The organism is Neobacillus jeddahensis (assembly GCF_000612625.1).
Taxonomy (GTDB): Bacteria; Bacillota; Bacilli; order Bacillales; family Cytobacillaceae; genus Neobacillus; species Neobacillus jeddahensis.
Genome location: NZ_CCAS010000019.1, coordinates 30088 through 55286 on the forward strand (window position 1 = coordinate 30088; position 25199 = coordinate 55286).

At 40.6% G+C, this 25199-nt stretch carries 18 protein-coding genes; 1 reads left to right on the plus strand and 17 read right to left on the minus strand.

The features are described from left to right. Positions 1 to 22: 22 nt before the first annotated feature. The 8 genes from argF to TY15_RS23960 form a co-directional block, all read right to left on the minus strand. Complete coding sequence (gene argF / locus TY15_RS10840; protein WP_081799385.1) at positions 23 to 1000, minus strand: ornithine carbamoyltransferase; 978 nt, start codon at positions 998 to 1000, stop codon at positions 23 to 25. After that, entirely contained in the window at positions 984 to 4220 is a 3237-nt protein-coding gene (gene carB, locus TY15_RS10845) for a carbamoyl-phosphate synthase (glutamine-hydrolyzing) large subunit (protein WP_040206439.1), read from the minus strand. Before carB ends, argF begins: the two co-directional genes overlap by 17 nt. After that, on the minus strand, positions 4207 to 5283 hold the full coding sequence (locus tag TY15_RS10850) for a carbamoyl phosphate synthase small subunit (protein WP_040206515.1): 1077 nt from the start codon (positions 5281 to 5283) through the stop codon (positions 4207 to 4209). Before TY15_RS10850 ends, carB begins: the two co-directional genes overlap by 14 nt. A gap of 5 nt (positions 5284 to 5288) precedes the next feature. Then, on the minus strand, positions 5289 to 6488 hold the full coding sequence (locus TY15_RS10855; protein WP_040206438.1) for an acetylornithine transaminase: 1200 nt from the start codon (positions 6486 to 6488) through the stop codon (positions 5289 to 5291). After that, entirely contained in the window at positions 6488 to 7285 is a 798-nt protein-coding gene (gene argB / locus TY15_RS10860; RefSeq protein ID WP_040206437.1) for an acetylglutamate kinase, read from the minus strand. Before argB ends, TY15_RS10855 begins: the two co-directional genes overlap by 1 nt. Positions 7286 to 7296: 11 nt before the next feature. After that, positions 7297 to 8523, minus strand: coding sequence for a bifunctional ornithine acetyltransferase/N-acetylglutamate synthase (gene argJ, locus TY15_RS10865; protein ID WP_040206514.1), 1227 nt, complete (start codon positions 8521 to 8523; stop codon positions 7297 to 7299). Positions 8524 to 8592: 69 nt separating this feature from the next. Next, the gene (gene argC / locus TY15_RS10870) at positions 8593 to 9630 is read right to left on the minus strand and encodes an N-acetyl-gamma-glutamyl-phosphate reductase (RefSeq protein WP_096911867.1); all 1038 of its coding nucleotides are present in this window, start codon (positions 9628 to 9630) and stop codon (positions 8593 to 8595) included. Positions 9631 to 9940: 310 nt separating this feature from the next. Further along, entirely contained in the window at positions 9941 to 15046 is a 5106-nt protein-coding gene (locus TY15_RS23960) for a DUF4350 domain-containing protein (RefSeq protein ID WP_052353748.1), read from the minus strand. A 210-nt stretch (positions 15047 to 15256) separates the two neighbouring features. On the opposite strand from TY15_RS23960, the gene TY15_RS10885 reads away from it, so the two are divergent. Then, positions 15257 to 16390 carry a HupE/UreJ family protein gene (locus TY15_RS10885; protein ID WP_040206435.1) on the plus strand — a complete coding sequence of 378 codons (1134 nt, stop codon included), beginning with the start codon at positions 15257 to 15259 and terminating at the stop codon, positions 16388 to 16390. An 86-nt stretch (positions 16391 to 16476) separates the two neighbouring features. On the opposite strand, the gene aroD is transcribed toward TY15_RS10885, so the two are convergent. From aroD to TY15_RS10930, 9 genes are all read right to left on the minus strand, one after another. Then, a complete protein-coding gene (gene aroD / locus TY15_RS10890; protein ID WP_040206434.1) occupies positions 16477 to 17241 on the minus strand; it encodes a type I 3-dehydroquinate dehydratase in 765 nt (254 codons plus the stop codon). A 44-nt stretch (positions 17242 to 17285) separates the two neighbouring features. Next, on the minus strand, positions 17286 to 17771 hold the full coding sequence (locus TY15_RS10895; RefSeq protein WP_042374428.1) for a shikimate kinase: 486 nt from the start codon (positions 17769 to 17771) through the stop codon (positions 17286 to 17288). A 182-nt stretch (positions 17772 to 17953) separates the two neighbouring features. Then, on the minus strand, positions 17954 to 18853 hold the full coding sequence (locus tag TY15_RS10900) for an ABC transporter permease (protein WP_040206432.1): 900 nt from the start codon (positions 18851 to 18853) through the stop codon (positions 17954 to 17956). Between the two features lie 12 nt (positions 18854 to 18865). Beyond that, positions 18866 to 19873, minus strand: coding sequence for an ABC transporter permease (locus TY15_RS10905; RefSeq protein ID WP_040206430.1), 1008 nt, complete (start codon positions 19871 to 19873; stop codon positions 18866 to 18868). A 69-nt stretch (positions 19874 to 19942) separates the two neighbouring features. Continuing rightward, positions 19943 to 21550 (minus strand): ABC transporter substrate-binding protein, encoded by a 1608-nt coding sequence (locus TY15_RS10910; protein ID WP_040206429.1) that lies wholly within the window; start codon positions 21548 to 21550, stop codon positions 19943 to 19945. A gap of 51 nt (positions 21551 to 21601) precedes the next feature. Beyond that, a complete protein-coding gene (locus TY15_RS10915) occupies positions 21602 to 22570 on the minus strand; it encodes an ABC transporter ATP-binding protein (RefSeq protein ID WP_040206428.1) in 969 nt (322 codons plus the stop codon). Further along, complete coding sequence (locus TY15_RS10920) at positions 22551 to 23564, minus strand: ABC transporter ATP-binding protein (protein ID WP_040206427.1); 1014 nt, start codon at positions 23562 to 23564, stop codon at positions 22551 to 22553. Before TY15_RS10920 ends, TY15_RS10915 begins: the two co-directional genes overlap by 20 nt. 323 nt (positions 23565 to 23887) lie before the next feature. Then, positions 23888 to 24652, minus strand: a complete 765-nt coding sequence (locus TY15_RS10925; RefSeq protein ID WP_040206425.1) for a MerR family transcriptional regulator — start codon at positions 24650 to 24652, stop codon at positions 23888 to 23890. Positions 24653 to 24719: 67 nt separating this feature from the next. Continuing rightward, entirely contained in the window at positions 24720 to 25166 is a 447-nt protein-coding gene (locus TY15_RS10930; RefSeq protein ID WP_179301774.1) for a PAS domain-containing protein, read from the minus strand. Positions 25167 to 25199: the final 33 nt, after the last annotated feature.

Sequence of the window (25199 nt, forward strand, 5' to 3'; positions counted from 1 at the left end):
TAACTCGTAAAAAATGAAACTATTATGATAATAAAAATTTTAAAATTGCTTTTTGAGCATGGAGTCGATTTTCCGCTTCATCAAACACAACAGAATGGGAACCGTCGATAATTTCCGCGGTCACTTCCTCGCCACGATGGGCAGGCAGACAATGCAAGAATAGGAAATCAGCTTTTGCGTGCTTGCATAATTCTTGATTAACCTGAAATCCTTCAAATGCCTTCAAACGAAGGGCGGTTTCGTCTTCCTGGCCCATACTGGTCCAGACATCTGTCACAATGACATCCGCATCTTTAATGGCCTGAAGTGGATCATGGGTAATCATCACCGAACTATTGGTTTCTGCCCCCATCTGGATCGCTCTTTCTGTGATTTTTCCATTCGGTAAAAAACCAGGTGGACTGGCGATGCTAATATCCATCCCCACTTTGACTGCCCCTTCCATTAAGGAATGGGCCATATTATTATTTCCATCACCGATATAGCACAGCTTTAACCCCGCCAATTTCCCTTTATGTTCAAGAATAGTCAGGAGGTCAGCTAAAACCTGTGTAGGATGATGCAAATCTGTTAACCCATTAATAACTGGGACTGTTGCATGCTCAGCTAATTCTTCCACCGATTCATGGGAGAAGGTACGAATCATAATGCCATCAACATAGCGGGATAACACCTTTGCTGTATCAGAGATGCTTTCTCCACGCCCAAGCTGAATATCCTTTGAACTGAGGAATATCGCGTGGCCTCCAAGCTGGAGCATCCCTACCTCAAAGGAAACCCTAGTACGAGTGGAGGATTTTTCAAAAATCATTCCTAGCACTTTTCCACTGAGAAATGGATGAGATTTTCCTTCTTTTTGCAGCTTCTTTAACTCTAGGGCTTCATTTAACAAAGTATGGATCTCAGCTGAACTAAGATCTGAAAGCTGGATAAAATCATTGACGAGTAGTTGTTTCTCCGTCGCCACATTCTTTTCTTCTGCATTAATTGCCTCTAACATAAACGGCACCTCTCTTCTCAAAATTGTAATACTCACTAACTGTCCGTACTTCCGCCTCCGTCTGAGGCTGCTTTTGCAAGCCCATTGTCGCTTCGATCGTATCTAAATGGGTAAACACTGGAATTTTATAACGGATTGCCTGTTCGCGTATTTGGAAGCCAAATTTCATTTTATTTCGACCCTGATTCGGTATATTGATGACAGCCTTTATCGGCTTGTTTCGGAAAAGGTCATTTACCTCTTTATCGTCCTTGACAACTTGTTCAACTGGAATGCCATTCGCTTGAAAATAGACCGCTGTTCCTTCTGTTGCTGTTAGCTTATACCCCTTTTCAATGAAGGTTTTAATAATCGGGAGACTTTCAGGTTTCTCACGATCAGCAATCGAACAGAATATATGGTTCTTGTCAGCATCACCTTGAACGAAGGACAACGATTTTTCCAATGCTTCTTGATAGGTAGCTCCCATCCCAAGTGCCTCTCCTGTTGATTTCATTTCAGGTCCAAGCACATGATCGACTCCCTTTAATTTACTAGAAGAAAATACAGGCGCCTTTACAGCAAAATACTGAGGCTCTTCTACTAATCCTTGCTCAGGGGATAAATCCGTTAATTTATTTCCTAATTGAACACTTGTTGCCCACTCAATCATTGGTATGCCTGTTACTTTGCTAATGATTGGTACTGTTCGTGAAGAACGAGGGTTGACCTCTAATACGTAAACCGTGTCTTCATGTACAACAAATTGTATATTCATCATGCCAATGACAGGGGCTGATAAGGAAATCTTCTTGGCATAGTCAATTAACGTTTCTTTCGTTTTAGCGGTAAGCGAGATTGGTGGAAATACTGAGATACTGTCCCCGGAGTGAACTCCAGCTTTTTCTATATGTTCAAATATCCCTGGGACAACAATGGTCTCTCCATCTGAAATGACATCAATTTCACACTCTAATCCAGGTAAAAACCTATCAACTAATAACGGCCACATCGTGGCTTGTGCATTTTTCTCCAACTGTATAACGTACTGATACAGTTCCTCTTCTGAAAATATGGTAAACATCGATTGTCCGCCAATGACATAGGAAGGACGTACGAGCACGGGATATCCGAGCGTCGCTGCCGCTGCGATCAGTTCATCTGGATGCGATACTGTCTTCCCTTCAATATGGGGAATCTTTAAAGCCTCCAGCAGTTGATAAAATTCCTTCCGATCCTCAAGGCGATCAACATTATCCACTGTCGTCCCTAAAATTGTCACGCCTTCCTCCTGTAAATCATGGGCAAGATTAATCGCGGTTTGACCACCGAATTGGATGAGAACACCATCCACCTTTTCTTTTTCGATGACATGAAGAACGTCCTCTGCCGCAAGCGGTTCAAAATAAAGACGATCCGCAATGGAATAATCGGTACTCACTGTCTCTGGGTTATTATTAATGACAACTGCTTCAAAACCCTTTTTCTTAATGGCCTTGGCCGCGTGGACTGAGCAATAATCAAACTCGATCCCTTGGCCGATTCGGATCGGACCGGAGCCAATCACAAGGATTTTTTTCTTATCCGTTATTTCTACTTCGTCAGAGCCATGCCATGTCGAGTAATAATAAGGAGTAACTGCGTCGAACTCGGCGGAACAGGTATCGACCATCTTATAGCCAGGTTTCCAATTCCATTCCTTCCATTTCCTTCTCACTTGCTTTTCTGGGATATCGTACAAGTGGGCAAGTAATTTATCAGCGATATTGTTTCGCTTTGCTTCTTTTAGCAGTTGAACTGGAACTGAACTCCAAGAATGAGAAGCTAGCTCTTGTTCTAATGCAACGATTGAGCTAATTTTGTGCAAAAACCAAGGATCAATCTCGGTCAGCCTTTGAATCTCTACCAGAGAATGCCCTCTCCTAAATGCCTCAGCCAGAACAAAAAGTCTACGGTCGTTAGCCGTTTCTAGCAGACTATGGAGGTTCTCCTCCGGTAAGGACCGATCGCTATCAAGACATAGGGAAAAAACATTCATTTCCATTGACCGGATGGCTTTATTTAAGGCCCCTTCGAAGGTTCGGTCAATCGCCATAACCTCTCCTGTTGCTTTCATTTGTGTTCCAAGCGTGCGATCGGCCTCTGGGAACTTATCAAATGGAAACCGGGGTAGTTTTACCACAATATAATCAATCGCTGGCTCAAATGAAGCAAATGTATTCCCTGTTATCGGGTTCACAATCTCATCCAAATGGTATCCAATCGCACATTTTGCCGCCATTCTCGCGATCGGATAGCCGGTTGCTTTTGAGGCTAGCGCTGACGAACGGCTCACCCTTGGATTGACCTCAATAATGTAATATTGATTGGATTCTGGGTGAAGGGCAAACTGGATATTACAGCCACCAATAATTTCTAACTCTCTAATCACTTTTATCGAAACGTCACGGAGCATTTGATATTGAACATCTGTTAATGTTTGTGATGGGGCTACAACAATGGAATCACCTGTATGGACACCAACAGGATCCATATTTTCCATATTACAAACAATGATGCACGTATCATTCTCGTCTCTCATGACCTCATATTCAATCTCTTTCCAGCCCTTAATACTTTTTTCAACTAAAACTTGCTGAATAGGACTTGCTGCTAAGCCTTTCTTAAGGACTGTTTCCAGCTCTTCTTCATGATAAGCAAAGCCGCCGCCATCTCCACCAAGTGTATAGGCTGGGCGAATGATAACTGGAAATCCAATCATTTTCACAAATTGAATCCCTTCATCGATGCTGTGAATGATAGCGGACTCCGGTATCGGCTCCCCAATCTTTAGCATCAAATTACGGAACTTCTCGCGATCCTCACCATTTTTAATCGATTCTACGGAGGTGCCTAATAAAGCGACATTGTATTTCGCTAAAATACCTTGTTCATAAAGCTCTACCGTTAAATTCAGACCAGTTTGGCCGCCGAGTGTGCCAATCACACCATCCGGCATTTCTTTCTCGATTATCTTTTCAATCGTGGCTACGTTTAGTGGTTCAATATATACCTTATCAGCAACGGCCTCATCGGTCATAATCGTTGCCGGGTTGTTGTTGATTAAAATAACTTCCATTCCTTCTTCTTTTAAGGCGATACATGCCTGTGTACCAGCATAGTCAAATTCTGCTGCCTGGCCGATCACAATCGGACCTGAGCCAATGACCAGTACTTTTTTTAACTGTTTATTTAACGGCATAGACGTTCTCTCCCAATGATGCAATCTGACTGACAAAATCCTTTAGAATATATTCGGTATCACTTGGTCCTGGATGGGCCTCCGGATGAAATTGGACGGTTTGAATCGGATACGTCTTATGGTGAAGCCCTTCGATCGATTGATCATTGACATTACGATAGGTAACGGCAAATTCCTTCTCGTTGATGCTTTCATCAACGACGACATAACCATGATTTTGAGCGGTGATTTTCACCTTTCCAGTGTTGAGCTCCTTCACTGGATGATTCCCGCCGCGATGTCCATAGGCTAGTTTTGTTGTTTTGGCCCCATAGGCTAAGGCAATTAACTGATGGCCTAGGCAAATACCGAGTGAAGGGTAGCTTTGCGTAATTTTTTTGATTTCTGGAAACCATTTTTTTAATTCCATTGGATCCCCCGGCCCATTGCTTAACAAAATCCCATCTGGATTCAAGCTTTTTATCTTTTCATAAGAGGTTTGATAAGGAACAATCGTGACGGCACAATTTTCTTCTAAAAGGGCATTGAGGATTGACTTTTTACAGCCATAATCCATTAATACTACGTGCGGACCACTATTTTTGAAATATTGCATCTTCTTAGTTGATACTTTCTCCACCCAGTGTGGCGTTTTAGTTGTGGATGGTACATACGCTTCATTGCTTTTACTAATGACCCCCTTCACGGTTCCACGACTGCGAATAGTCTTCACGAGCAATCTTGTATCTACTCCCGCTATTCCTGGTACGCCTGCTTGTTTCAGCTTTTCGGAAAATTTATTGATCGATTGATAATGGCTTGGTGTTTCACATAGATCGCCAATGACAACGCCTGCTAATGCTGGAGAGATACTTTCATTGTCGACCGCATTAATTCCATAGTTGCCGATAATCGGATAGCAAAAGGTAATGATTTGTCCGGCATAAGAAGGATCTGTGATGATCTCCTGATAGCCCGTCATACTAGTGTTAAAAACAACTTCACCGAGAGAATCCTTTTCAGCGCCAATCAGTACGCCCTCAAATACCTCTCCCGTTTCCAAAGTAAGATATCCATTCTCCAACATACTCACGCTCCTTTCTCCATACTTTGGAAAGTTCTTTCCAACACGTCTATACATTCATTTATTTCCGTTTTTGTAACAATTAATGGTGGTAAAATCCGTACAACATTTGGACCCGCTGTTAAGATAAGCAACTGATGAGCCAGTGCTGTTTGGACAATTTCTAAAGCATTGGTTTCTACCACTATTCCTTTTAAAAGTCCCTTCCCACGAATATCCTTAATGACTGGATATTTTCCCTTCAACACTTGAAGCTTACTATCGAGATAGGTTGAAACTTCATTTACATGATCTAATAGCTGAGTATTAATAATATGTGTTACAGTCGCTACTCCCGCTGCAGTTGCTAATGGATTTCCGCCAAAGGTGCTACCATGACTGCCAGGTTCAAATCCCTTTGCAACTTCTTCTTTCGCAATGATCGCTCCGATTGGAAAACCTGATCCAAGCCCTTTCGCAATACTAATGACATCTGGCTCGATTGAATATTGTTCATAGGCAAACAGTGTACCGGTTCTGCCTATTCCCGTCTGAATTTCATCAACCATCAGCAGTATATTGTTATCTTTACAAATTTGGTCCAGCTTTTTCACCCAGCTTGGATTGGCAGGAATGACGCCACCTTCACCTTGGACAAGTTCCAGTAAAACGGCTGCTGGTTTAAGTGGTATAAGCTGCTCAAGTGCTTCCTCATCATTAAAAGGTAAGTAACTAAAACCAGGCATGAGTGGCGAAAAACCTTGTTGGATTTTTTCCTGTCCTGTTGCACTCAATGTCGCTAAGGTCCTGCCATGGAAGGATTGCTGAAAGGTAACGACCTCCGTTGAACGATTCCCCTTCACTTTGTTTGCATATCTCCGCGCTATTTTAATGGCTGCTTCGTTCGCCTCGGCTCCACTATTACAAAAGAATACTTGATCCCCACAGCTATTCGCTGTTAAAAGCGCTGCCAGCTCTTGCTGGTTTGGAATGTGATAGAGGTTGGAGCAATGCCATAAATTTTGTAATTGTTCCTCGACTTTTTCCTTGACGACATCTGGGACATGACCAAGGTTACATGTGGCGATTCCTGATGTAAAATCTAAGAATTGCTTCCCTTGTTCATCCCATACATAACTCCCTTTTCCCTTTACTAATGTGACCGGGAAGCGACTGTAGGTGGCCATGACTGGTGTGGTGAGGGAAACCGAAGTATCGTTTACCATTATGCAATCTCCTCTTCTAAAACAATTTTTGTTCCAATTTCCTTGCCATTTGTATAATCTATCAAGCTATTTTTCTCAAAACCGTTGATGATGCCTACTTCAGGAATTTGATGAACCAAGCCATCAATCGCCGCTTTAACCTTCGGAATCATTCCACCGTAGATTGTCTTGTTTTCAAGCAATTCTTCGATTATGGCCTTGGTTGCTTTGGCCAGCTTCGTCTTTTTGCCGTCTTTTTCGATTAGAATTCCTGGGATGTCACTGATGAAGCAAAGGTTCGCGCTAAGCGCCTTAGCAATCGCACTTGCTGCAATATCCCCATTAATATTGTAGCGCTGCCCGCCATCATCGATTCCAACGGGTGAAATGACGGGGATGCAACCTTGCTTAATAATTCCTTCAATTAAGCTTTGATTGACCTCGACCACTTCTCCGACAAAGCCTAGTGTCTTCGCATCTGATATTGGCTCTGCTTTTAATAACCCACCATCTACTCCACTAACTCCAAAGGCATTTCCGCCAACTTCGACAATATTTCGAACCACCTGTTTGTTCACAGAACCGCTTAAGACCATTTCAACGATATCTAATATTTCATGATTGGTAACGCGCAGTCCGTTTATAAATGTGGTTTCCACCTGTAAGTTTTTCAATAAAGAATTTATTAACGGTCCGCCGCCGTGCACAATAATAGGCGTCCATTCTCCACATTCATGCATCTGAACGACGTCCTCATAAAAGGATCTTGGCAAATTATCTAACACACTTCCGCCACACTTAATGACTAAATATTTCATGGTTGGCCCCCTTACGTACGGTACGATGCATTAATTTTGACGTAGTCGTAAGTAAGATCGCATCCCCAGGCTGTTGCACTGTCATCCCCTTGATTCAATTCAACAATCAGTTTGACTTGCTCTGCTTCTAAGTATGCCTTTACCTCTTCCTCCACAAATGAACTTGGTAGTCCATTCTCAAAAACGGTAAAAGGCCCGATTGCAACCTTCATGCTATTTGGCTCAACTGATACACCACTATAGCCTATTGCCGTAACAATTCTGCCCCAGTTTGGATCTGTGCCATAGATAGCGGTTTTGACGAGATTAGAAGAAATAATTGCTTTCCCGACTGCTCTTGCAGCATTTTGGCTGTAGGCTCCATTGACTTGAACTTCTACTAGTTTGGTAGCCCCCTCACCATCACGCGCTATTTTTTTTGCCAGTGACTCACAAACGATTGTCAAGCCTTGTTTAAACACAGGCCAATCCGGATGTTCCTTCGTCAATTGACTATTGCCCGCTAAGCCATTGGCCATGACTAATACCATGTCGTTTGTGCTAGTGTCACCATCCACAGTAATCATATTAAAGGTTTGGTTGGTTACCTCGCGAAGGGCAGACAGTAAATCAGCATGGGCAATATTTGCATCTGTTGTCACAAAGCCCAGCATTGTCGCCATATTAGGATGAATCATCCCTGAGCCCTTTGAGGTTCCACCAATCGAAATGGTTTTCCCCTCAATTTTCACTTGGACCCCCACATGCTTTACGGATGTATCTGTCGTTAAGATCGATTGCATAAACTTCACTTCGTCTTGATGGATAGGTTGCAGTATGTCTTGAATTCCAGTCTTGATTTTATCCATTGGCAGCAGTTCCCCAATCACTCCGGTTGAAGTAACTGCGACGAGATGTTCTGGAATCATTAATTGATCAGCGAAGTCTTGCTGCATGCTAGCTGCATCCTTTAGCCCCTGCTCCCCTGTACAGGCATTAGCATTACCGGAATTGACAAGAATGGCTTGAATCTTATTTTCCTTTGCGATACTTTCTTGTGTTACGATCAGTGGTGCTGCTTGAAAAATATTCGTTGTATATACTCCAGCTACTGTTGCTGGAACCTCGGAAACAATATAACCGAGATCAAGCTTTTTTCTCTTAATCCCACAGTGCATGCCTCCAGCCTTATAGCCTTTTGGCAAGGTAATGCTTTTATCATCGAGAACAACAATTTCATTGTTTGAAGTGGCCTGTATCAACTTACTTCCCCCTTAGTAATACCCATCGTTCGTAAACTAGGTATCTATCATTTTCCATGATTGTTTTTATGGATAGATTGGTATATCGCTGAGTCCTGTGCACTCATCCCAGCCATTCATCAAATTGACATTTTGGATGGCCTGACCTGCCGCCCCTTTAACAAGGTTATCAATAACCGATATGATGGTTACGCGATTTGTTCGTTCATCAACATGTAAGCCGATATCACAATAATTCGAGCCCAGCACTTCTTTCGTAGCAGGGTAGCTCCCTTCAGGCCGCACTCTTATAAAATGACTGTCTTGATAAAATTGTTTATATAAATCGATCATTTTTTTCGAAGAAATTTTCTCGTTAAGATTCACATAAATCGTACACATGATACCTCTTGTCATCGGGACCAGATGGGTTGTAAAAGTGACCGTAAGTGGACTCGCATTCTCATCCGAAAGAATTTGTTCTATTTCAGGAATATGCTGATGTTTTCCTAGCTTATAGGCTTTAAGATTTTCATTAATTTCTGCATAGTGTGAAGTTAATGAAAGTCCCCTCCCTGCCCCGGATACTCCTGATTTTGCATCAATAATGATTGAATCTTTATTGGTCAGGTTCGCTTTCAGAATCGGTATAAGCCCCAGTGCTGTCGCTGTCGGGTAGCACCCTGGATTGGCAATGAGGGACGCCTCTTTGATATTCTCTGAATAAATTTCACTTAATCCGTATACTGCCTGGCTTAGATATTTCTCTTCTGGTGGTGTGTGCCTATACCAAGATTCATAGTCTGCTGCAGACCTCAATCGAAAATCTCCCGATAAGTCGATACATTTTATTCCCTTTTCAACGAGCTGCGGGACAAGTTTGCTGCTGACACCTGATGGAGTCGCAAAAAAAACAATATCATTGTGTTCACTTAATCTATCTGCATTGAAGGTTTCAAGTGGTTGATCGATCGTATTGGAAAGATGTGGGTATACATCACTAAAGCTAAACCCTGCTTGTGAGTTAGAAACAATGGATCCAATCTCCAAATACGGGTGCTTATTGATTAACCTGACTAACTCAATAGATCCATAACCTGTTCCACCAATGATAGCAGCTTTCATTTCTTCATCTCCCATATTGCTTACATAATGAATTATTATACATACAGATATATAATTATTCAATACTAAAAACGCTTAATTTTCCGTTAAAGTGAAAAATTATCACAATTCAAATTGTAAGCGTTAACAATTATTCTAATAGTATTATTCATTTACTATGCATCTTACGATTTATAATTCAGCGTAAGAAAATAGGAGTGATTATCGATATTGAGCTTTTAATGACATTCCTCTAAGCTTTTCAGCAAAAAAGGAGCTAAGTTAAAAAATCAAGGGTTTGATTTTTAACTTAGCTCTGATTGTAAAACTATTAAATTCTCTCTTCGAGTCTTCTTCGTCTAATAACAAATACTACTAAACCAATGATTAGCGCTACTGATCCTGCAACTAATAGATTAAAGGTATTTGTTGCGGTAGTAGGTAACTCATCCCCAGTTTGAGCTGTAGGAGTATTATCTCCCACAGTGCTGCCACTGTTATTTCCTCCAGTGTTGCCTCCGTTATTTCCTCCAGTGCTGCCTCCGTTGTCTCCTCCAGTGCTGCCTCCGTTGTCTCCTCCAGTGCTGCCTCCGTTGTCTCCTCCAGTGCTGCCTCCGTTGTCTCCTCCAGTGCTGCCTCCGTTGTCTCCTCCAGTGCTGCCTCCGTTGTCTCCTCCAGTGCTGCCTCCGTTGTCTCCTCCAGTGCTGCCTCCGTTGTCTCCTCCAGTGCTACCACCGTTGTCTCCTCCAGTGTCTGTGTTCTCAGTACCAATTAATTCTTTGGTATCACGGACACGGATCCTTTCACCCTGTGCAAAAGCACCAGATAGCCCAACTGCTTCTAATGTATCCCCAGGTTCAAGCACTGTTACCGGACCGCTTTGGTTCACAATATAACCATCCGTAAATACTAATACTTCACCCGAACCGTCATTAATAACATAAGAATTGTCATCGAACTTAGAAACCACAGTTCCTTTTACCTTAACAAGTGATCCTTGGTTAGCAGTAGAAGTTGCTTCCCCTGTTGAAACTTGTTTTGGTTGAACCGGATCTCCGGATCCCAGTTTAATAACATCTTTCGTGAATGTCGTAAATTCTAATTCTTTATTATTCTCAAACGTTTTAATGTGTCCATATACACGAACCTTATCTCCTGCTTGTAAAGTACCTTCTGGAACCTCTTGGAATGCCATTATACCGCCTGTATCATCTTGTAGATAGAATGCATCAAAGAAAACTCCTGCTCCAGTTGTAACTGTTCCTTCCACAACAACATCAGTATCATCGCCAAGGGTGCGAGCATCCGCAATGCTCTTAATTACCGTACCACGATTTGCAAGCCAATTTACTGCATTTAATGCTACCTCATCATTTCCTTTTGGTGAGAACGATTCATCTAATTGTTCATCGTTCATAAAGTTCATACCAGAAACAACAATTCGACCCAAACCGATAGTTTCAGAAGCAACGGCTGGGATGACAGATCCACCATGTTCATCTGAAACATCATCATATATATGATTACCTGATGCTATACTATTTTGATAGGTTGTTTCATTACCACTAGCTAAAATAGTTACTGTATCACTATTTGTTAATGGCTGATGTCCAATCTTTTCTAAACTTGAACCACTGTAATATTCAAGAGTATCCGCTTTATCGGTGATATAGTTAGAAACCGGAAGCAAATGAAGTCTCACCGCAAATTTTGATTTAAGTGGATCGCTCCAGAAGTTCCCTTCCTTGGTATCATCAAATATACCATCATTATTAAATTGAATTGTTGACCCCATTTCCTGTAGTAAATCATTATTAACCGTTGGGTCATTGCTATAATTACTCTTGTCCGTTAAAAGTAGAGAACCACCCATTTTTACAAAATCAGAAACTGCTTTATTCTCATCAGAGGATAAATTGTCTTTAGGATGCGTAAGTACTAAAACCTTTACATCCTTTAATAACTCAGCTGTAAGAGGCTGCTTATTTTCTACAACTGTGTAACCTTCACGTTGAACAAGCGAAGTAAAGGCTGTGAAATTATTTTTGTAGGTTCCAGTGTCAGTCGATGTATTCTCATTTTTATGAGCAGCATCAATCATAACTGTTAAGCCTAATGCCTGTTTAATGGTTACTAACTTTTCAAACTTATTATCCTCTGGACTGTCTCCCACAGGAGTATCCACTACAGCAATTAGCTTGTGGCTGCCAGCAATCGGGCTATTCCAAGTAGTCGTTACTTTCCCAACACTTTTTGGAGAAATTTTATCAATCTTTCCAGTTCCTATTAAATAATTTTCATTTACTTCATCATAATAGAATTTAACATTAAGATTTGATAATTCTGCTTTACCTAAATTGCTAATTCCTGCTTCTAATGTTGCTGGATTCCCAGAAACAATGGCATCACCCGCAATATCTAGGCCGCTAACACGAACATCCACATCTTGTTCTTTTGTCCAAATTGGTGCAGAGTAAATTTGTTCTCCATCCATTTGGGTAATCTTAACTACAAACCATTGCTGGCCACCTGTTACATCAACAGAGGGATTCCAAGTAAAATCAGTGGTCATTGGTTCCGTAGAAGCTACAACCTTTGACCCATTCGTAATTAATTCAACCTTTTTAACACGGTCATCTGATTTATAATCTGCTGGAAGGAAATTATATTCGGCAATTGATTTTGTTTCAGCTACCGAATCGGATCCTTTAATGTCGAATGTCAGTGAATTGCTATCGACAACTGAGCCCATATATTGGCCATTTGCCAGTACATCTAACTCAAAATTAGGATCTTCTTCCATATAAACACGCATGTTTTGCATTGAATGCAATAACGATTCTTGCTTTAAATCATCGGAAACAATAACTGTTCTATTTAGGGTTTGCCCCCATGTACCATCGTGGTTATCTTCTCCATATGTTGGAGCAACATGCCAGCCAAGGTCCAATGCACTATAGAATTTCTTTTCTGCATTTGCATAGCCATAATGCCCTGAACCGTTTCCTACCTCTAGCATGGTAAACAATTTGTCCACTTTTGAGTCATATGGCATGAAATTATTAAATGCATTTGCAGACATGTCAGGATGATTAAATTGCGCTGCAATATTGTCATTTGTTAAAACCCAAGCGTAATATTGATTCAAATCTTGGTACTTACCATTATTCATTTTACGTTCAATAAAATTATCAGTACCAAAAACATTTGAGTGTCCCCAAGTTGTAGATGTCATTTCAAAGGCTGGGAATACTACATAGTCATTGTTTGTATACTCTTCTGCAAGTTGCTTAGTTAGCTCCCAATCACTTCCACCTGTACGCTCAGGCATCCCGTTAGGGGTAACTGTATCTTGATTTGATAATTCGGCATCAATATCATGTGAGTGATCAGAAAATGCAAACCAGTCATAACCATGAGCCTTACCTGCTTTAAGTGCATCTTCAGGTGTGCCGGCAGCATCATGGGAAATATTAGTATGATTATGAGTAGTTCCACGATAATGGTTACCGCCTGTAAACGGTTCTGCTACTTGAAAAGACCATGTTGCTGAACTGTGGTTACCCTTTGTATCCAAAGCTTCAACCGCTACTGAATGTGCACCGATTGATAATGCCTTGGTTAAGGCTATCGTTACTTGCTCATCTGTTACTACAGCACTATCGCCAATTTCATTATTATCTAATTTAATTGAAAGCTTGCCTAGATCAAGTCCGCTCGGCTCATTCACAAGGAAGCTGATAACAGGGAGTGTCGTTTCAATGATCGATTTATCTGCTGGTTGGAAACCTGTTAATTCAGGGGCGAACGTATCATCAACTACTGATACTGAATTCGGCTGATCAGATGTTCCCACTGTTTTCGTTTCTGATTGATTTACCGCTTCTATGTAGTATACAAAACTACTGGAAGGAACAGATGAAGCAGGTAAAATCGCTGTAAATTGATTTTCATCACCCTTTGTCAAGGCAAGTGTGTGATAGGTTGTTTCGGTATTGGAGCGATAGTACAGAGTAACATTATCAGCACCTTCAGCATTAGCAATAAATTTCACGTCATTATTTGTGTAAGCTGTAGTAATTGGTTCGTGTTCTAATGCAAGCGCAAAATATTCTGTAACATCCGTACTACTACGTGGAAAAATTTGATAACCACTAGTATAAGGGCTAGACGAATCATATTGGCTAGCAATTCCTGTCATGATATACGAGTGTCCAACTTGAATTGCATTTGCAACATCGATGCCAGTACTCGTCATTATTCTTATTGTTGTGGATTTTCCTGCATCCTCAAGCGTAATGTTATATCCACCACCAGATGCTGATGTAGGAATGCTGGTTACTTTTCCTTGAACTTTAACTAACATACCTTCTTTTTGATCAGCAGTAGTATAGTTATTTAATTCAGCAGTAGTAATGTCCACCGGATTGACGGACTCTCCATTGCTAATAATTTCCACAGAAGTAGGCTTAATCTCTGTTAATCCGTTAAAAAAGTCCAACTTTCCTGTCACTTTAACCTTATCACCTACTGAAACATTAGCATTACTCGAATAGATATTAATTCCACCTGTAGCATCTTGAATATAAAAACTATTAGAACCTACAACATTATTATTGATAGTTACAACACCTATAACTGTAACTTCATCACCAATATTTTTTGCCTTACCATCCGAATCATTCGTCCGCACATCTTTTAGTAGCGTTACTCCTTCTTCTGGTGGTGCCGGAGGCGTCTCTAGTTCTGGTTCAATTGCAGCCGTTGCATTTTGAGGATTAGGATCGGCGAGAACAAAATCCACTGAGTTATCATTCGTATCCCAGCCATTTCCTTTGCCTGCTCCTGCCCCTGTTGGGTCTGAACCATCATTGGCTAACCTTTCAACACTTTTTGTAGCAGAGGGTGCAGGTGTTGGTGCCGTTTCTGCCTCATTTGCGGCTCCAAAACCAACAAAATCTACTACATTTGGATCTTCTTTGCCTGTTATAGGACCCACTGTTTTCACAAGAGCAACCTTACCATCCCCTGCGGCCATTGCGATTCCACCTGTTGCAATATCTGGGTTAGGGAGATCTACGGTACCGTTATTACCAACTTTTTCCTGTATCAAATAATAACCATGAGCCTTTATAACCCCTGTAATAGGCGTAGAGTTGCTCGCACTAGGATTGGCACTAAAGTTTCCCGATTTAGAAGCATATTGTACAGACCATCCATCCAGGCTGATATCTGCGTCAGTCGGGTTATACAATTCAATAAAGTCATTTTTGTAAGTGGCTCCTGAATTGCCTCCTCCGCCGTAAACCTCGCTGATGACAACGTTTCCAATTGAAGCAGCCTTCGCCGGGACGGCTAAATTGGGTAGGAACGTTCCACCGAGCAACAACGCTGATAGGCCTAAACTACTAATTTTTTTAATTCGGGTCTTCCTCATCTTTCTCCCCCTTAGTTCTGTAGAATTATGTCGAACATTTTTAATCTATCATAAGTTTAATAGATTTAATATAAAGTTTTCTCTTAATTTTCGTAAATTTCCTGTAAATTAGTATCGGAATACTTTATTTATTTAAGAAAATGATTTTCAAGAATGAAAAAAACTATATAATAGGAAATGGATTTCATACCTACCTAGGAGGACACATGCTTGGAAAAATTATTAGATCGAAAATTTATTCTGTCTATTTTTATTCTATTAATCCTTATTCCCAAAACAACTTATGCTCACGCACTTAGTGCAGCTTTCACGAACATTAATCTTTCCAGCAATCAAACAGAGTTAGTCTATTCGATCGATTCCTTATCTGTTATTGAAGGAGTTGGTGGAGATAAAAATGAGGATGGTATTTTAAGTGAAATGGAATTAGAGGGGATAAACCATAGATTGGAAGAATGGGTGGAGGACAGTCTTGTATTAGAGGTAGACGATCAAGAGCAGACGGGTGAACTGGATAGCTTAGAGTTAGAACAAAAAGCTGACAAACAAATGGTTACTTTCCATCTTATTTATCCTGCTTATAACGTCGGAAAAACAGTGAAATTGCTCGATGGGATCTTCTATGAAGGACAGAATAGTAGTAGCTATAATAATTTCTTAGCAGTAAGCTATGAAGGACAAGTCAGTGAGGCTGTTCTAAACGGAAAAAATCGTGAATGGGCAATGTTATTGACTGAAACTCAACAGCAGCAACAGGATGGTCAAATATCTCAAGATGCACAAGAAGAAAATAAAAGTAATTCTTCCTGGACATCTTTTTTAAGCCTAGGAATGGAACATATTTTAACTGGATATGATCATCTATTATTTCTATTTGCTTTATTAATACGAAAACAGACTATGAAACAATATCTATTTACAATTACAGCTTTTACAATTGCCCATAGCATAACATTAACTCTTTCGGTTCTTGGAATAGTCGAGCTTCCATCAAAATTGGTAGAATCTATTATCGCTTTGAGTATTTGTTATGTGGCAATCGAAAATATCTTTAGAAAAGAAATTAAATTTAGATGGTTAATTACGTTCTTATTCGGACTAATTCACGGTTTAGGATTTGCAAGCATTTTAAAAGAAATGAATTTACCAAAATCCGACTTAGCGCTTGCTCTTTTCAACTTTAATATCGGAATTGAACTTATTCAACTTATCATTGTATTACTACTTGTTCCTGTATTATTCAGATTACTAAAATTCACAAAATATAGAACTTATGTAAATATTGGCTCATCCGCTATTTTCCTTCTTGGAGCCATCTGGCTTTTCCAACGAGTATTTAGTTAATAGGCATGATGCTGTTAATAACACTTTATTCATATGGAATTACAAAAGCAAAGACAAAACCACCCTGTGATTTTGTCTTTGCTTTTTTATAAGCTTGAATGGAACAGGTTGAGTACACATCGTAGTTCCTTAACAGCAATCTGTCCTGGTGCAGATACATTCTTTGCAGCCCCGAATGTTAGCGCTGAACCAAATATTTCACCCGCCAGACGACTTACGACTCCCTTGCCGCTCATCGACATGGTAATGATCGGTCTATCCGCATATCGTTCATACATCGTGTTAGTTGCATCCAATAAGGTAATCACATCAGCTGCACTATTAGGCATGACGGCGATCTTAGGTAGATCAGCCCCTAATTCCTGTGCTTTACGCAGTCGGGCAATGATTTCCTCCTTATCAGGAGTCTTGGCAAAATCATGATTGGAGACAATGACGTATACACCATGGTGATGTGCTTTTTCAATTAAGGAGGTTACAGCCTTTTCATCATTACATAACTCAACATCGATCATATCAACCATACCTGTTTCTATCATTGCTTTATTTACTTCAAAGTAATGATCCTTCCCCAATTCCTTTTGTCCGCCTTCACGGGCACTTCTGAAGGTGAAAATCAGCGGAATATTGACAAGGATGGAACGAATGTCTGCTAATATCGCTTTAACTTTACGATGATCCTCCACATCTTTAAAGAAGTCAACGCGCCACTCCACAACATCGATGTCGAGTGTTTTGAGGTGGGCCGCTTCTTCCATTAATTGCTCCTCGGTTTCTCCCACCATCGGAACACAGATCTTTGGTGCCCCCTCTCCAATCGTGATCCCCTTAACATTTATCTTCCTTTTCATCTTCTCAACCCACTTTCTGTTCTAACTATACCAATTGCTTACAGTTATTTTAAAACTGTTCCCAATGCATCTAATATTTCGGCAGAAATTCCCTCAACACTTTTATGATCTGTAGCAATTTTCAAATGATGATCAGAATAGACCGCTTGTCTTTGATAAAAAAGTTCTTCCATTTCATTGATAGACTTTCCCTTTAATACCGGGCGACTCTCAATAATCAGGGCTAATCTTTCTTTCCATGCCTCCAACGACAAGTCGAGATAGATGACGATACAATTTTTAAGACACTCTTGCCTAATTTCTTCTTGTAAAAAAGCTCCGCCGCCAAGCGAGAGAATCTTTTGCGGTTGCTCTGATAACCGCTTAATAACCTCTTTTTCTTTATCACGGAATACCTGTTCACCAAACTTAGCAAAAATTTGTGAGACCGGCAGATTAAATTCTTTTTCTATGTATTCATCTATGTCGATAAATTCCCAATTTAATTTTTGGGCTACCAGATTGCCAATCGTCGTTTTGCCCACTCCCATGAATCCGATAAACGCAATACTTTTTTCGTCGTGAATTACCAAACAGACCCCTCCCCTTTTAAAATAGTAGACATGCTCTGCAATCTTTATGTCATTATAAGTCTAATCTAGCTATTTAAACAATCATATTCACAGTGGTGCCTGACACCAAAAGAAAGAGACTCGCGCGGGAGCCTCCATTTTTATTGCTTCATTTTTGGATCGAGTACATCTCTCAACCCATCCCCCATTAAGTTAAATCCGAGGACTGTGAGCATAATTGCGATCCCTGGAAAGAAAAGTGTCCATGGTGCTTGAGTGATATAGTTTTTGGAATCAGCGAGCATTTTTCCCCATTCTGGTGTTGGTGCTTGTGCACCCATCCCAAGGAATCCAAGGGCTGCCGCCTCAATAATTGCTGTAGCAATAGCCAATGTGGCTTGGACAATCACTGGCGAGATACTATTTGGCAGAATATGACGAAAAAGGATTCGTCTGTCCTTCATACCAACCGCACGTGCTGACATTATATATTCCTCTTGTTTCACACTCAATACTTTCGAACGAACCAGTCGACCGAAGTTTGGAATATTAATAACTGCAATTGCGATTAAGGCGTTTTGCAGTGATGGTCCAAGGATGGCCACAACCGCAATCGCTAATAAAATACTAGGAAACGCCAGCATAATATCAAAGATACGCGAGATAATCCCATCGATCCAACGACCATAATATCCGGCAACAATCCCCAAAAATGTTCCAGCGACAACCGATCCTAGCACCGAGAAAAATCCTACCCACAAGGATATTCTCGCCCCATAGATAATACGTGAAAAAATATCTCGACCAAAGTCGTCCGTACCAAACCAATGTTTACTGGATGGGGACATGAACCTGTCGGCCAGCACTTGGTCTTTATAGCTGTATGGCGCAATCCACGGTGCGAGTATCGCTAAAATGATAAAGAAGATAACAATTCCTAATCCCACTAACGCTAAGCGGTTTTTGCAAAACGACAGCCATGCTTCCTTCCAAGGAGGATTTAGCTTTTCTTCTGCGGGTACCGACGTCATATTTGCTGTATTTTTTGCAAGTTCAGCCACTAGTGATCCCCCCTATTTTGTATACTTTATTCTTGGATCAACAAAGACATATAATAAATCGACAATTAAATTTATCAGAACGAAGATTGCTGCAATAATTAAAATTCCCGACTGGATAACGGGATAGTCACGATATCCGATCGCATCGTAAAGGTATCGACCAATCCCCGGCCAGCCAAAAATGGTTTCAGTTAAAATGGCTCCTCCCAACAGCAGCCCCGTTTGTAACCCGATAACAGTAAGTACTGGAATGATGGCATTTTTTAATGAATGCTTATACACAACCCAGAACATTTTTAACCCCTTGGCTCTTGCCGTACGAATATAGTCGGATTGCATAACCTCCAACATAGTTGCTCGGGTCATTCTCGCAATAATCGCCATTGGAATGGTCGCAAGGGCAAAGCTCGGCAAAATCAAATGTTTTATAACCGTGCCAAATTGATCAAATCTCCCCTGTAGGAGCGTATCCACTAAATAGAGATTGGTGATGGAGGCAACCGGATCTCGGACATCCTCTCTACCGGTTGTTGGCAGCCAGCCTAATTCATTGGCGAAGCCCCATTGCATCATTAAGCCCAGCCAAAAAATTGGCAATGACACCCCAACTAGCGCCAAAACCATTGCCGTATAATCGAACCAAGACTTCGAAAACCAGGCACTAATAATTCCAGCATTCACACCGATGATAATCGCGATCAACATCGCAATCACTGTCAGTTCGATCGTAGCTGCTAAAAATGGCCAAACTTCTTCATTAATGGGACCCCTTGTTCTTAATGAAGTCCCTAAATCACCGTGTAAAAGCTTATTAAGATAGTCAACGTATTGTATGTACCATGGCCTGTCCAATCCCAACTGTTTGGTTAATACAGCAATAGCTTCTTTTGTTGCCCTTTGACCTAAAATGACCTGCGCTGGATTCCCTGGGATGGCATGTATAATTCCAAAAACAACTAATGTCATTCCAAATAAGACCGGTATTAAGGAACCTAAACGGCGAACTGTATAAGTAAACAAATCACTCACCCCTTAAAGGAAAACTTCTAACAAAAGGGGAGGAAACGGTTCCTCCCCTTTCAATAATGATTATTTAAATTCTACTTTTGTTAAAGGCTCTGAACCTGTTGGGTGTGGTAAATAATTTACAACATCCTTCGAAGCCGCTAATAGTGGTACTGAGTGAACAAGTGGAACCCATGGAGCATCATCATGGATGATTTCTTGGGCTTTCTTGTAAAGCTCATTACGCTTGGCTTGATCTGGTTCAGTTTGAGCTTGAATCAAGATATCATGAAGCTCGTCATTACTATAGTAAGAGTAGTTGTTGCTTCCAATGCTGTCTTTATCTAAAAGAGTATATAGGAAGTTATCAGGGTCACCATTGTCTCCTGTCCAGCCAAGCATGAACATATCAAACTCGCCTTTAGCCGCTTTATCTAGATAAGTAGCCCATTCAACCGTTTGAATTTTTGCTTTAACGCCAATTTTGTTTAAGCTTTCTTGAATAACCTCTGCCACCTTTTGTGCTTCAGGCATATATGGACGTGCTACTGGCATTGCCCAAAGGTCCATTTCAAATCCTTTTTCATAGCCAGCTTCTTTTAATAATGCTTTAGCTTTTTCTAAGTCATATGGATAATCTTGAATGGCATCATTATAACCTTCGATTGATGGCGGCATTGGGTTAACAGCAGGATCTGCTTTTCCTCCATAAAACGCATCAATGATAGCTTTCTTATCTACTGCATAGTTAATCGCTTGACGAACAAGCTTGTTATCAAATGGTTTACGAGTCGTTGTCATCCCAATGTAGCCAACGTTCATGGAAGGACGTTCAATTACTTGTAACTTGTCATTTGCTTTCACAGTTGCTTCATCTGAGTTATTCAATCCATCCATCACGTCAATCTCACCATTTGAAAGGGCATTTAGACGGGCTGTGTTCTCAGGAATCACACGGAAAATTACTTTATTTAATTTAGGGAAGCCTTTTTGCCAGTAATCAGGATTTTTTTCAAGTGTAATCGTATCATTCTGTTTCCACTCTACAAATTTGAATGGACCTGTTCCTACTGGATGACTTCTAAAATCATCACCATATTTTTCAACAGCAGTTGGACTGGCAATTCCGAATGGAGACATGGCTAAGTTCTTTAGGAATGGTGCTTGTGGTCTATTTAAGACAAATTGCACAGTGTTCGCGTCAACAGCTTTCACTTCTTTAATAACGTGTCCCTCATCGCCTTTATAGCCACCGAACATCGAATAATATGGGAAGCTATCGGCATTACCATTCATCCAGCGATTAAAGTTAAAGACAACCGCATCTGCATTAAAGTCTGTACCATCGTGGAATTTTACACCTTGACGGAGGTGGAAGGTGTAAGTTAAACCGTCATCAGTCACTTCCCACTTTTCTGCAAGTCCAGGATTTACGGTTGTATCTTGGTCGCCATATTGTAAAAGAGTTTCAAAAATGTTTTCCGTTACTTTAAACGTTTCCCCTTCAGTTGTGGTGATCGGATCTAATGAAGTGGAATCACCGCCACGACCATATACAAGCGTATCTTTCTTCGATCCACCACTGTCTTTCTTGTCTCCCGCATCATTATTTGTTTTACTGTTGCAGCCAACAAGGAGCATACTCATGGCTAATAGCGAAATCAACAGCAGTTTAAATGAGCTTTTCTTCATATACCTTTTTCCCCCTATTTTCTTTTTTGTTTTATCATCAATGCGGCAAAATCACTTATTATACAGGTGACATGACACAAAATGATCGTTTAGATTGTGTTCTGCTGGTCTTGCCGTTTTACAAATATCCATTACTTGTGTACATCTAGTATGGAAGGCACAACCTGAAGGAGGATTAGCAGGACTTGGAAGCTCCCCTTCAATTAAAATCGTTTCTCTCTTAATATCTGGATCTGGTATTGGTACAGCTGAAAGTAGAGCTTTTGTATAAGGATGTTTCGGATTCTCGTACAGCTCTTCACTTTCGGATAACTCTATTAATCTGCCTAAATACATAACGCCAACACGATCACTAATATGACGGACTACTCCTAAATCATGCGCAATAAATATGTACGTCAGTTGGAATTCCCTTTGGATATCCTTCATTAGGTTCAGTACCTGTGCTTGGATGGAAACGTCTAGGGCGGAAACAGGCTCGTCGGCGATAATTAACTTTGGCTTCGTCATTAAAGCTTTGGCAATGCCAATTCTTTGGCGCTGACCACCGCTGAACTGGTGTGGATAGCGTTTTGCATGATAACTACTTAAGCCCACTACCTCAAGCATCTCTCTTACCTGCTTACGGCGTTCTTCCTTCGTTCCAATTCCATGGACAACCAAAGGTTCTTCTAAAATCTGTTCAATAGAATGTCTTGGGTTTAATGATGCATATGGGTCCTGGAATACCATCTGAATGTCGCGGCGCGTTTTTCGCAAATCCGTTTTTGACATACTAGTAATCTCTTTATCTTCAAAGATGATTCTTCCGTCACTTGCCTCAATCAAACGCATCAGCAATCTGCCGGTTGTCGATTTTCCACAACCACTTTCCCCAACGATCCCTAATGTTTCTCCCTTTTTCACATAAAATGACACATCATCGACCGCTTTGACCTCGCCTTGCTTCTTTCCAAGAAGTCCACCTGTAATGGGAAAGTATTTTTTCAGCCCATTTACCTCAAGAAGTAACTCTGACATGCTGATCACTCCCCTCCTTCAATGTATGTAGGAAACAGCGCACCTCATGTCCATCTTTTTCCTGACTAATTAATGTTGGTGTCTCCACCTTGCACTGACCAAAGGCTTCTGCGCATCTTGCCGCGAACCTGCAGCCTTTATCAATCGTACCTGGAGTTGGGACTGCACCTGGAATACTATAGAGTCGTTCTTTTTTTCCTCGTAAATCTGGTACGGATTTTAAGAGGCCTTTCGTATAGGGATGCTGCGGATCCTTTAAAATTTTTCTGACATCGCCTTGCTCAACAATTTGGCCCGCGTACATGACAATGACACGTTCACATATTTCGGCTACTACTCCTAGATCATGAGTAATCAGGATAATGGACGTGTTCGTTTTTTTGTTCAAGTCCTTCATTAGAGCAAGTATTTGTGCTTGGATCGTTACGTCAAGGGCTGTGGTTGGCTCATCTGCGATGAGGACTTTTGGATTGCAGGCCATTGCCATCGCAATCATAACCCTTTGTCTCATTCCACCAGATAACTGATGAGGATGATCTTTAAGGATTCCTTCCGCTCTCGGAATTCCGACTAACTTTAATAATTCAATACAGCGCATTTGCGCTTGCTTTTTGGTTAAACTCGTATGTAAGCGAATGGCTTCCATCAACTGATTACCGATCGAAAACAGCGGGTTCAGTGATGTCATTGGTTCCTGAAAAATCATTGATATTTGATTCCCACGAATTTTTCGCCACTCTTTTTCAGAGATGTTCGTTAAGTCATTTCCTTCAAAAACAATTTCGCCCTTCTCAATTTTCCCTGGCGGTGAAGGGATCAGACCCATCGTTGCCAACGAGGTGACACTTTTCCCACTTCCTGATTCACCAACAATACCAAGTATTTCTCCTTCTTTTAATTCAAAACTGATCCCATCAACTGCGGGTAAAAACTTTTTCCCAGACTGAAACGATACCTTTAAATCGTTTATGCGAAGAATAGGTTCACTGCTCACATTTACACCTACCTGCTCATTCGTTTTTATTAAATTGACTAACACTAAAAATATTATAATATAATAAATATTAAGACTATTATGACACAAAATAGTCCGTTGTGGCTATGTAAATTTGTCGAAAAATAAAAAAAATTTAAAAAACCACAGTGTTCCATAACACTTTAACGTATTACCGTATTCCAACATCTCTAGCATTAATCGACCTTCTAGTTTCAGTTTTTACAATCATAGCTACATTAAAATATCTAATACCCTATTCATTTCTGCAAAAAAAACTGAAGAAGACCTATTCTTCTCTGAGAATAGGTCTTCCTAAAATACTATTGTTTCATCCCGGTATAGATGTAAATGGCATCTCGCAAAAATGCTGCTGTTCCTGGTTGTTCTTTATCATAGTAGGCTGTAAATCGTTCGTCATCAACATACATTTGACCTAGGCCAGCATGGGACTCTTTGCTGTATTCATGCCAATAATAACATAACCATTGCTTGTGTAGGTCTGCTGCCTTTTGAGCAAGTTCACCTGCAGGGTCACCTGTTTTAAAGGCTTCAGCTAACGTTTCAGTCACTTGTTCCGCTAGTTTTGTAACCTCTTTGTATTGTGCCTCGGTCATGTTTTGCAGTTTGGCATTGGACTTCTCAACCGTGTCCTTCCCATACTTTTCCCGAATTTCCTTGCCATACTTTTTCTCATTATCTTCAATCATTTTTTTCTTAAATCCTTCAAACTTCTCTTTATTTGACATTTTCATTCTCCCTTCCGTTAATGCTATTGTTTTTTCCACATTAGAAATCAGTAGTTCTAATTGCTCCTTTTTTTCAAGGAGTTTTTCACGATGTTCTTTCAGTGCCGCTGCACCATCAAAGGATGGGGCAGTTACGATAAGTTTTATTCTGTGTAGATCTACACCTAATTCTCGGTAAAATAGAATTTGTTGCAGGCGGTCCACCTCTTCCTGACCATAGATTCTATATCCTGACGAATTGATTCTTGCCGGCTTAAGAATACCTATTTCATCATAATACCGAAGCGTTCTGGTACTTACACCTGCGAGATTCGCTAGCTTTTGCACTGTATACTCCATTCGATCACCTCCCCATAAATCAACGATACACCTTAACGCTGCGTCAATGTCAACACCTATTGTTCCATTATTCTTTTTCTTTTCGATCGGTAATATTTCGAACGACCACTAATAAATGCGTACATTTTCCATCTTGATTTATAACAGGGGTAATCGTAGATTCCCAGTATACTACCTGATTTGCAGCGTATTTCATTTCGGCTAAATTACTGAGTGTCGGCGGCACGATAAATTTATCTTCGTAGGTAATTGGTTCTTTTGTTGTTAATGCCAATAAATACTTTGCTTCAATTTTTTTATAAACCCCCAAAGGAAGAACTTTACTTAATGGCTTCCCAAAGGATTGTGTCGTAAGCCCTGAAAATTTTGTTGCCGGCTCATTTGCAAGAATATAGCTAAACTGCCGGTCTTCATCTACCTTTGTTAGGTATACCAAGTCGGACATATTGTTAAATAGTTGAAAAAAAAGCGCAATTTTATTTAGTACCTCAAGATTATACAGATCTATATTCATCATTAACCCTTCGATCATGCAATAATTTCTATT

Coding starts and splice junctions, on each gene's coding strand:
- TY15_RS10930 (WP_179301774.1), bottom strand. CDS start 25,166: ATGAATATAGATCTGTATAATCTTGAGGTACTAAATAAAATTGCGCTT.
- TY15_RS10910 (WP_040206429.1), bottom strand. CDS start 21,550: ATGAAGAAAAGCTCATTTAAACTGCTGTTGATTTCGCTATTAGCCATG.
- TY15_RS10925 (WP_040206425.1), bottom strand. CDS start 24,652: ATGGAGTATACAGTGCAAAAGCTAGCGAATCTCGCAGGTGTAAGTACC.
- TY15_RS10855 (WP_040206438.1), bottom strand. CDS start 6,488: ATGGTAAACGATACTTCGGTTTCCCTCACCACACCAGTCATGGCCACC.
- TY15_RS23960 (WP_052353748.1), bottom strand. CDS start 15,046: ATGAGGAAGACCCGAATTAAAAAAATTAGTAGTTTAGGCCTATCAGCG.
- argC (WP_096911867.1), bottom strand. CDS start 9,630: ATGAAAGCTGCTATCATTGGTGGAACAGGTTATGGATCTATTGAGTTA.
- argF (WP_081799385.1), bottom strand. CDS start 1,000: ATGTTAGAGGCAATTAATGCAGAAGAAAAGAATGTGGCGACGGAGAAA.
- argB (WP_040206437.1), bottom strand. CDS start 7,285: ATGAAATATTTAGTCATTAAGTGTGGCGGAAGTGTGTTAGATAATTTG.
- TY15_RS10915 (WP_040206428.1), bottom strand. CDS start 22,570: ATGTCAGAGTTACTTCTTGAGGTAAATGGGCTGAAAAAATACTTTCCC.
- carB (WP_040206439.1), bottom strand. CDS start 4,220: ATGCCGTTAAATAAACAGTTAAAAAAAGTACTGGTCATTGGCTCAGGT.
- TY15_RS10895 (WP_042374428.1), bottom strand. CDS start 17,771: ATGGGAGTGGGCAAAACGACGATTGGCAATCTGGTAGCCCAAAAATTA.
- aroD (WP_040206434.1), bottom strand. CDS start 17,241: ATGAAAAGGAAGATAAATGTTAAGGGGATCACGATTGGAGAGGGGGCA.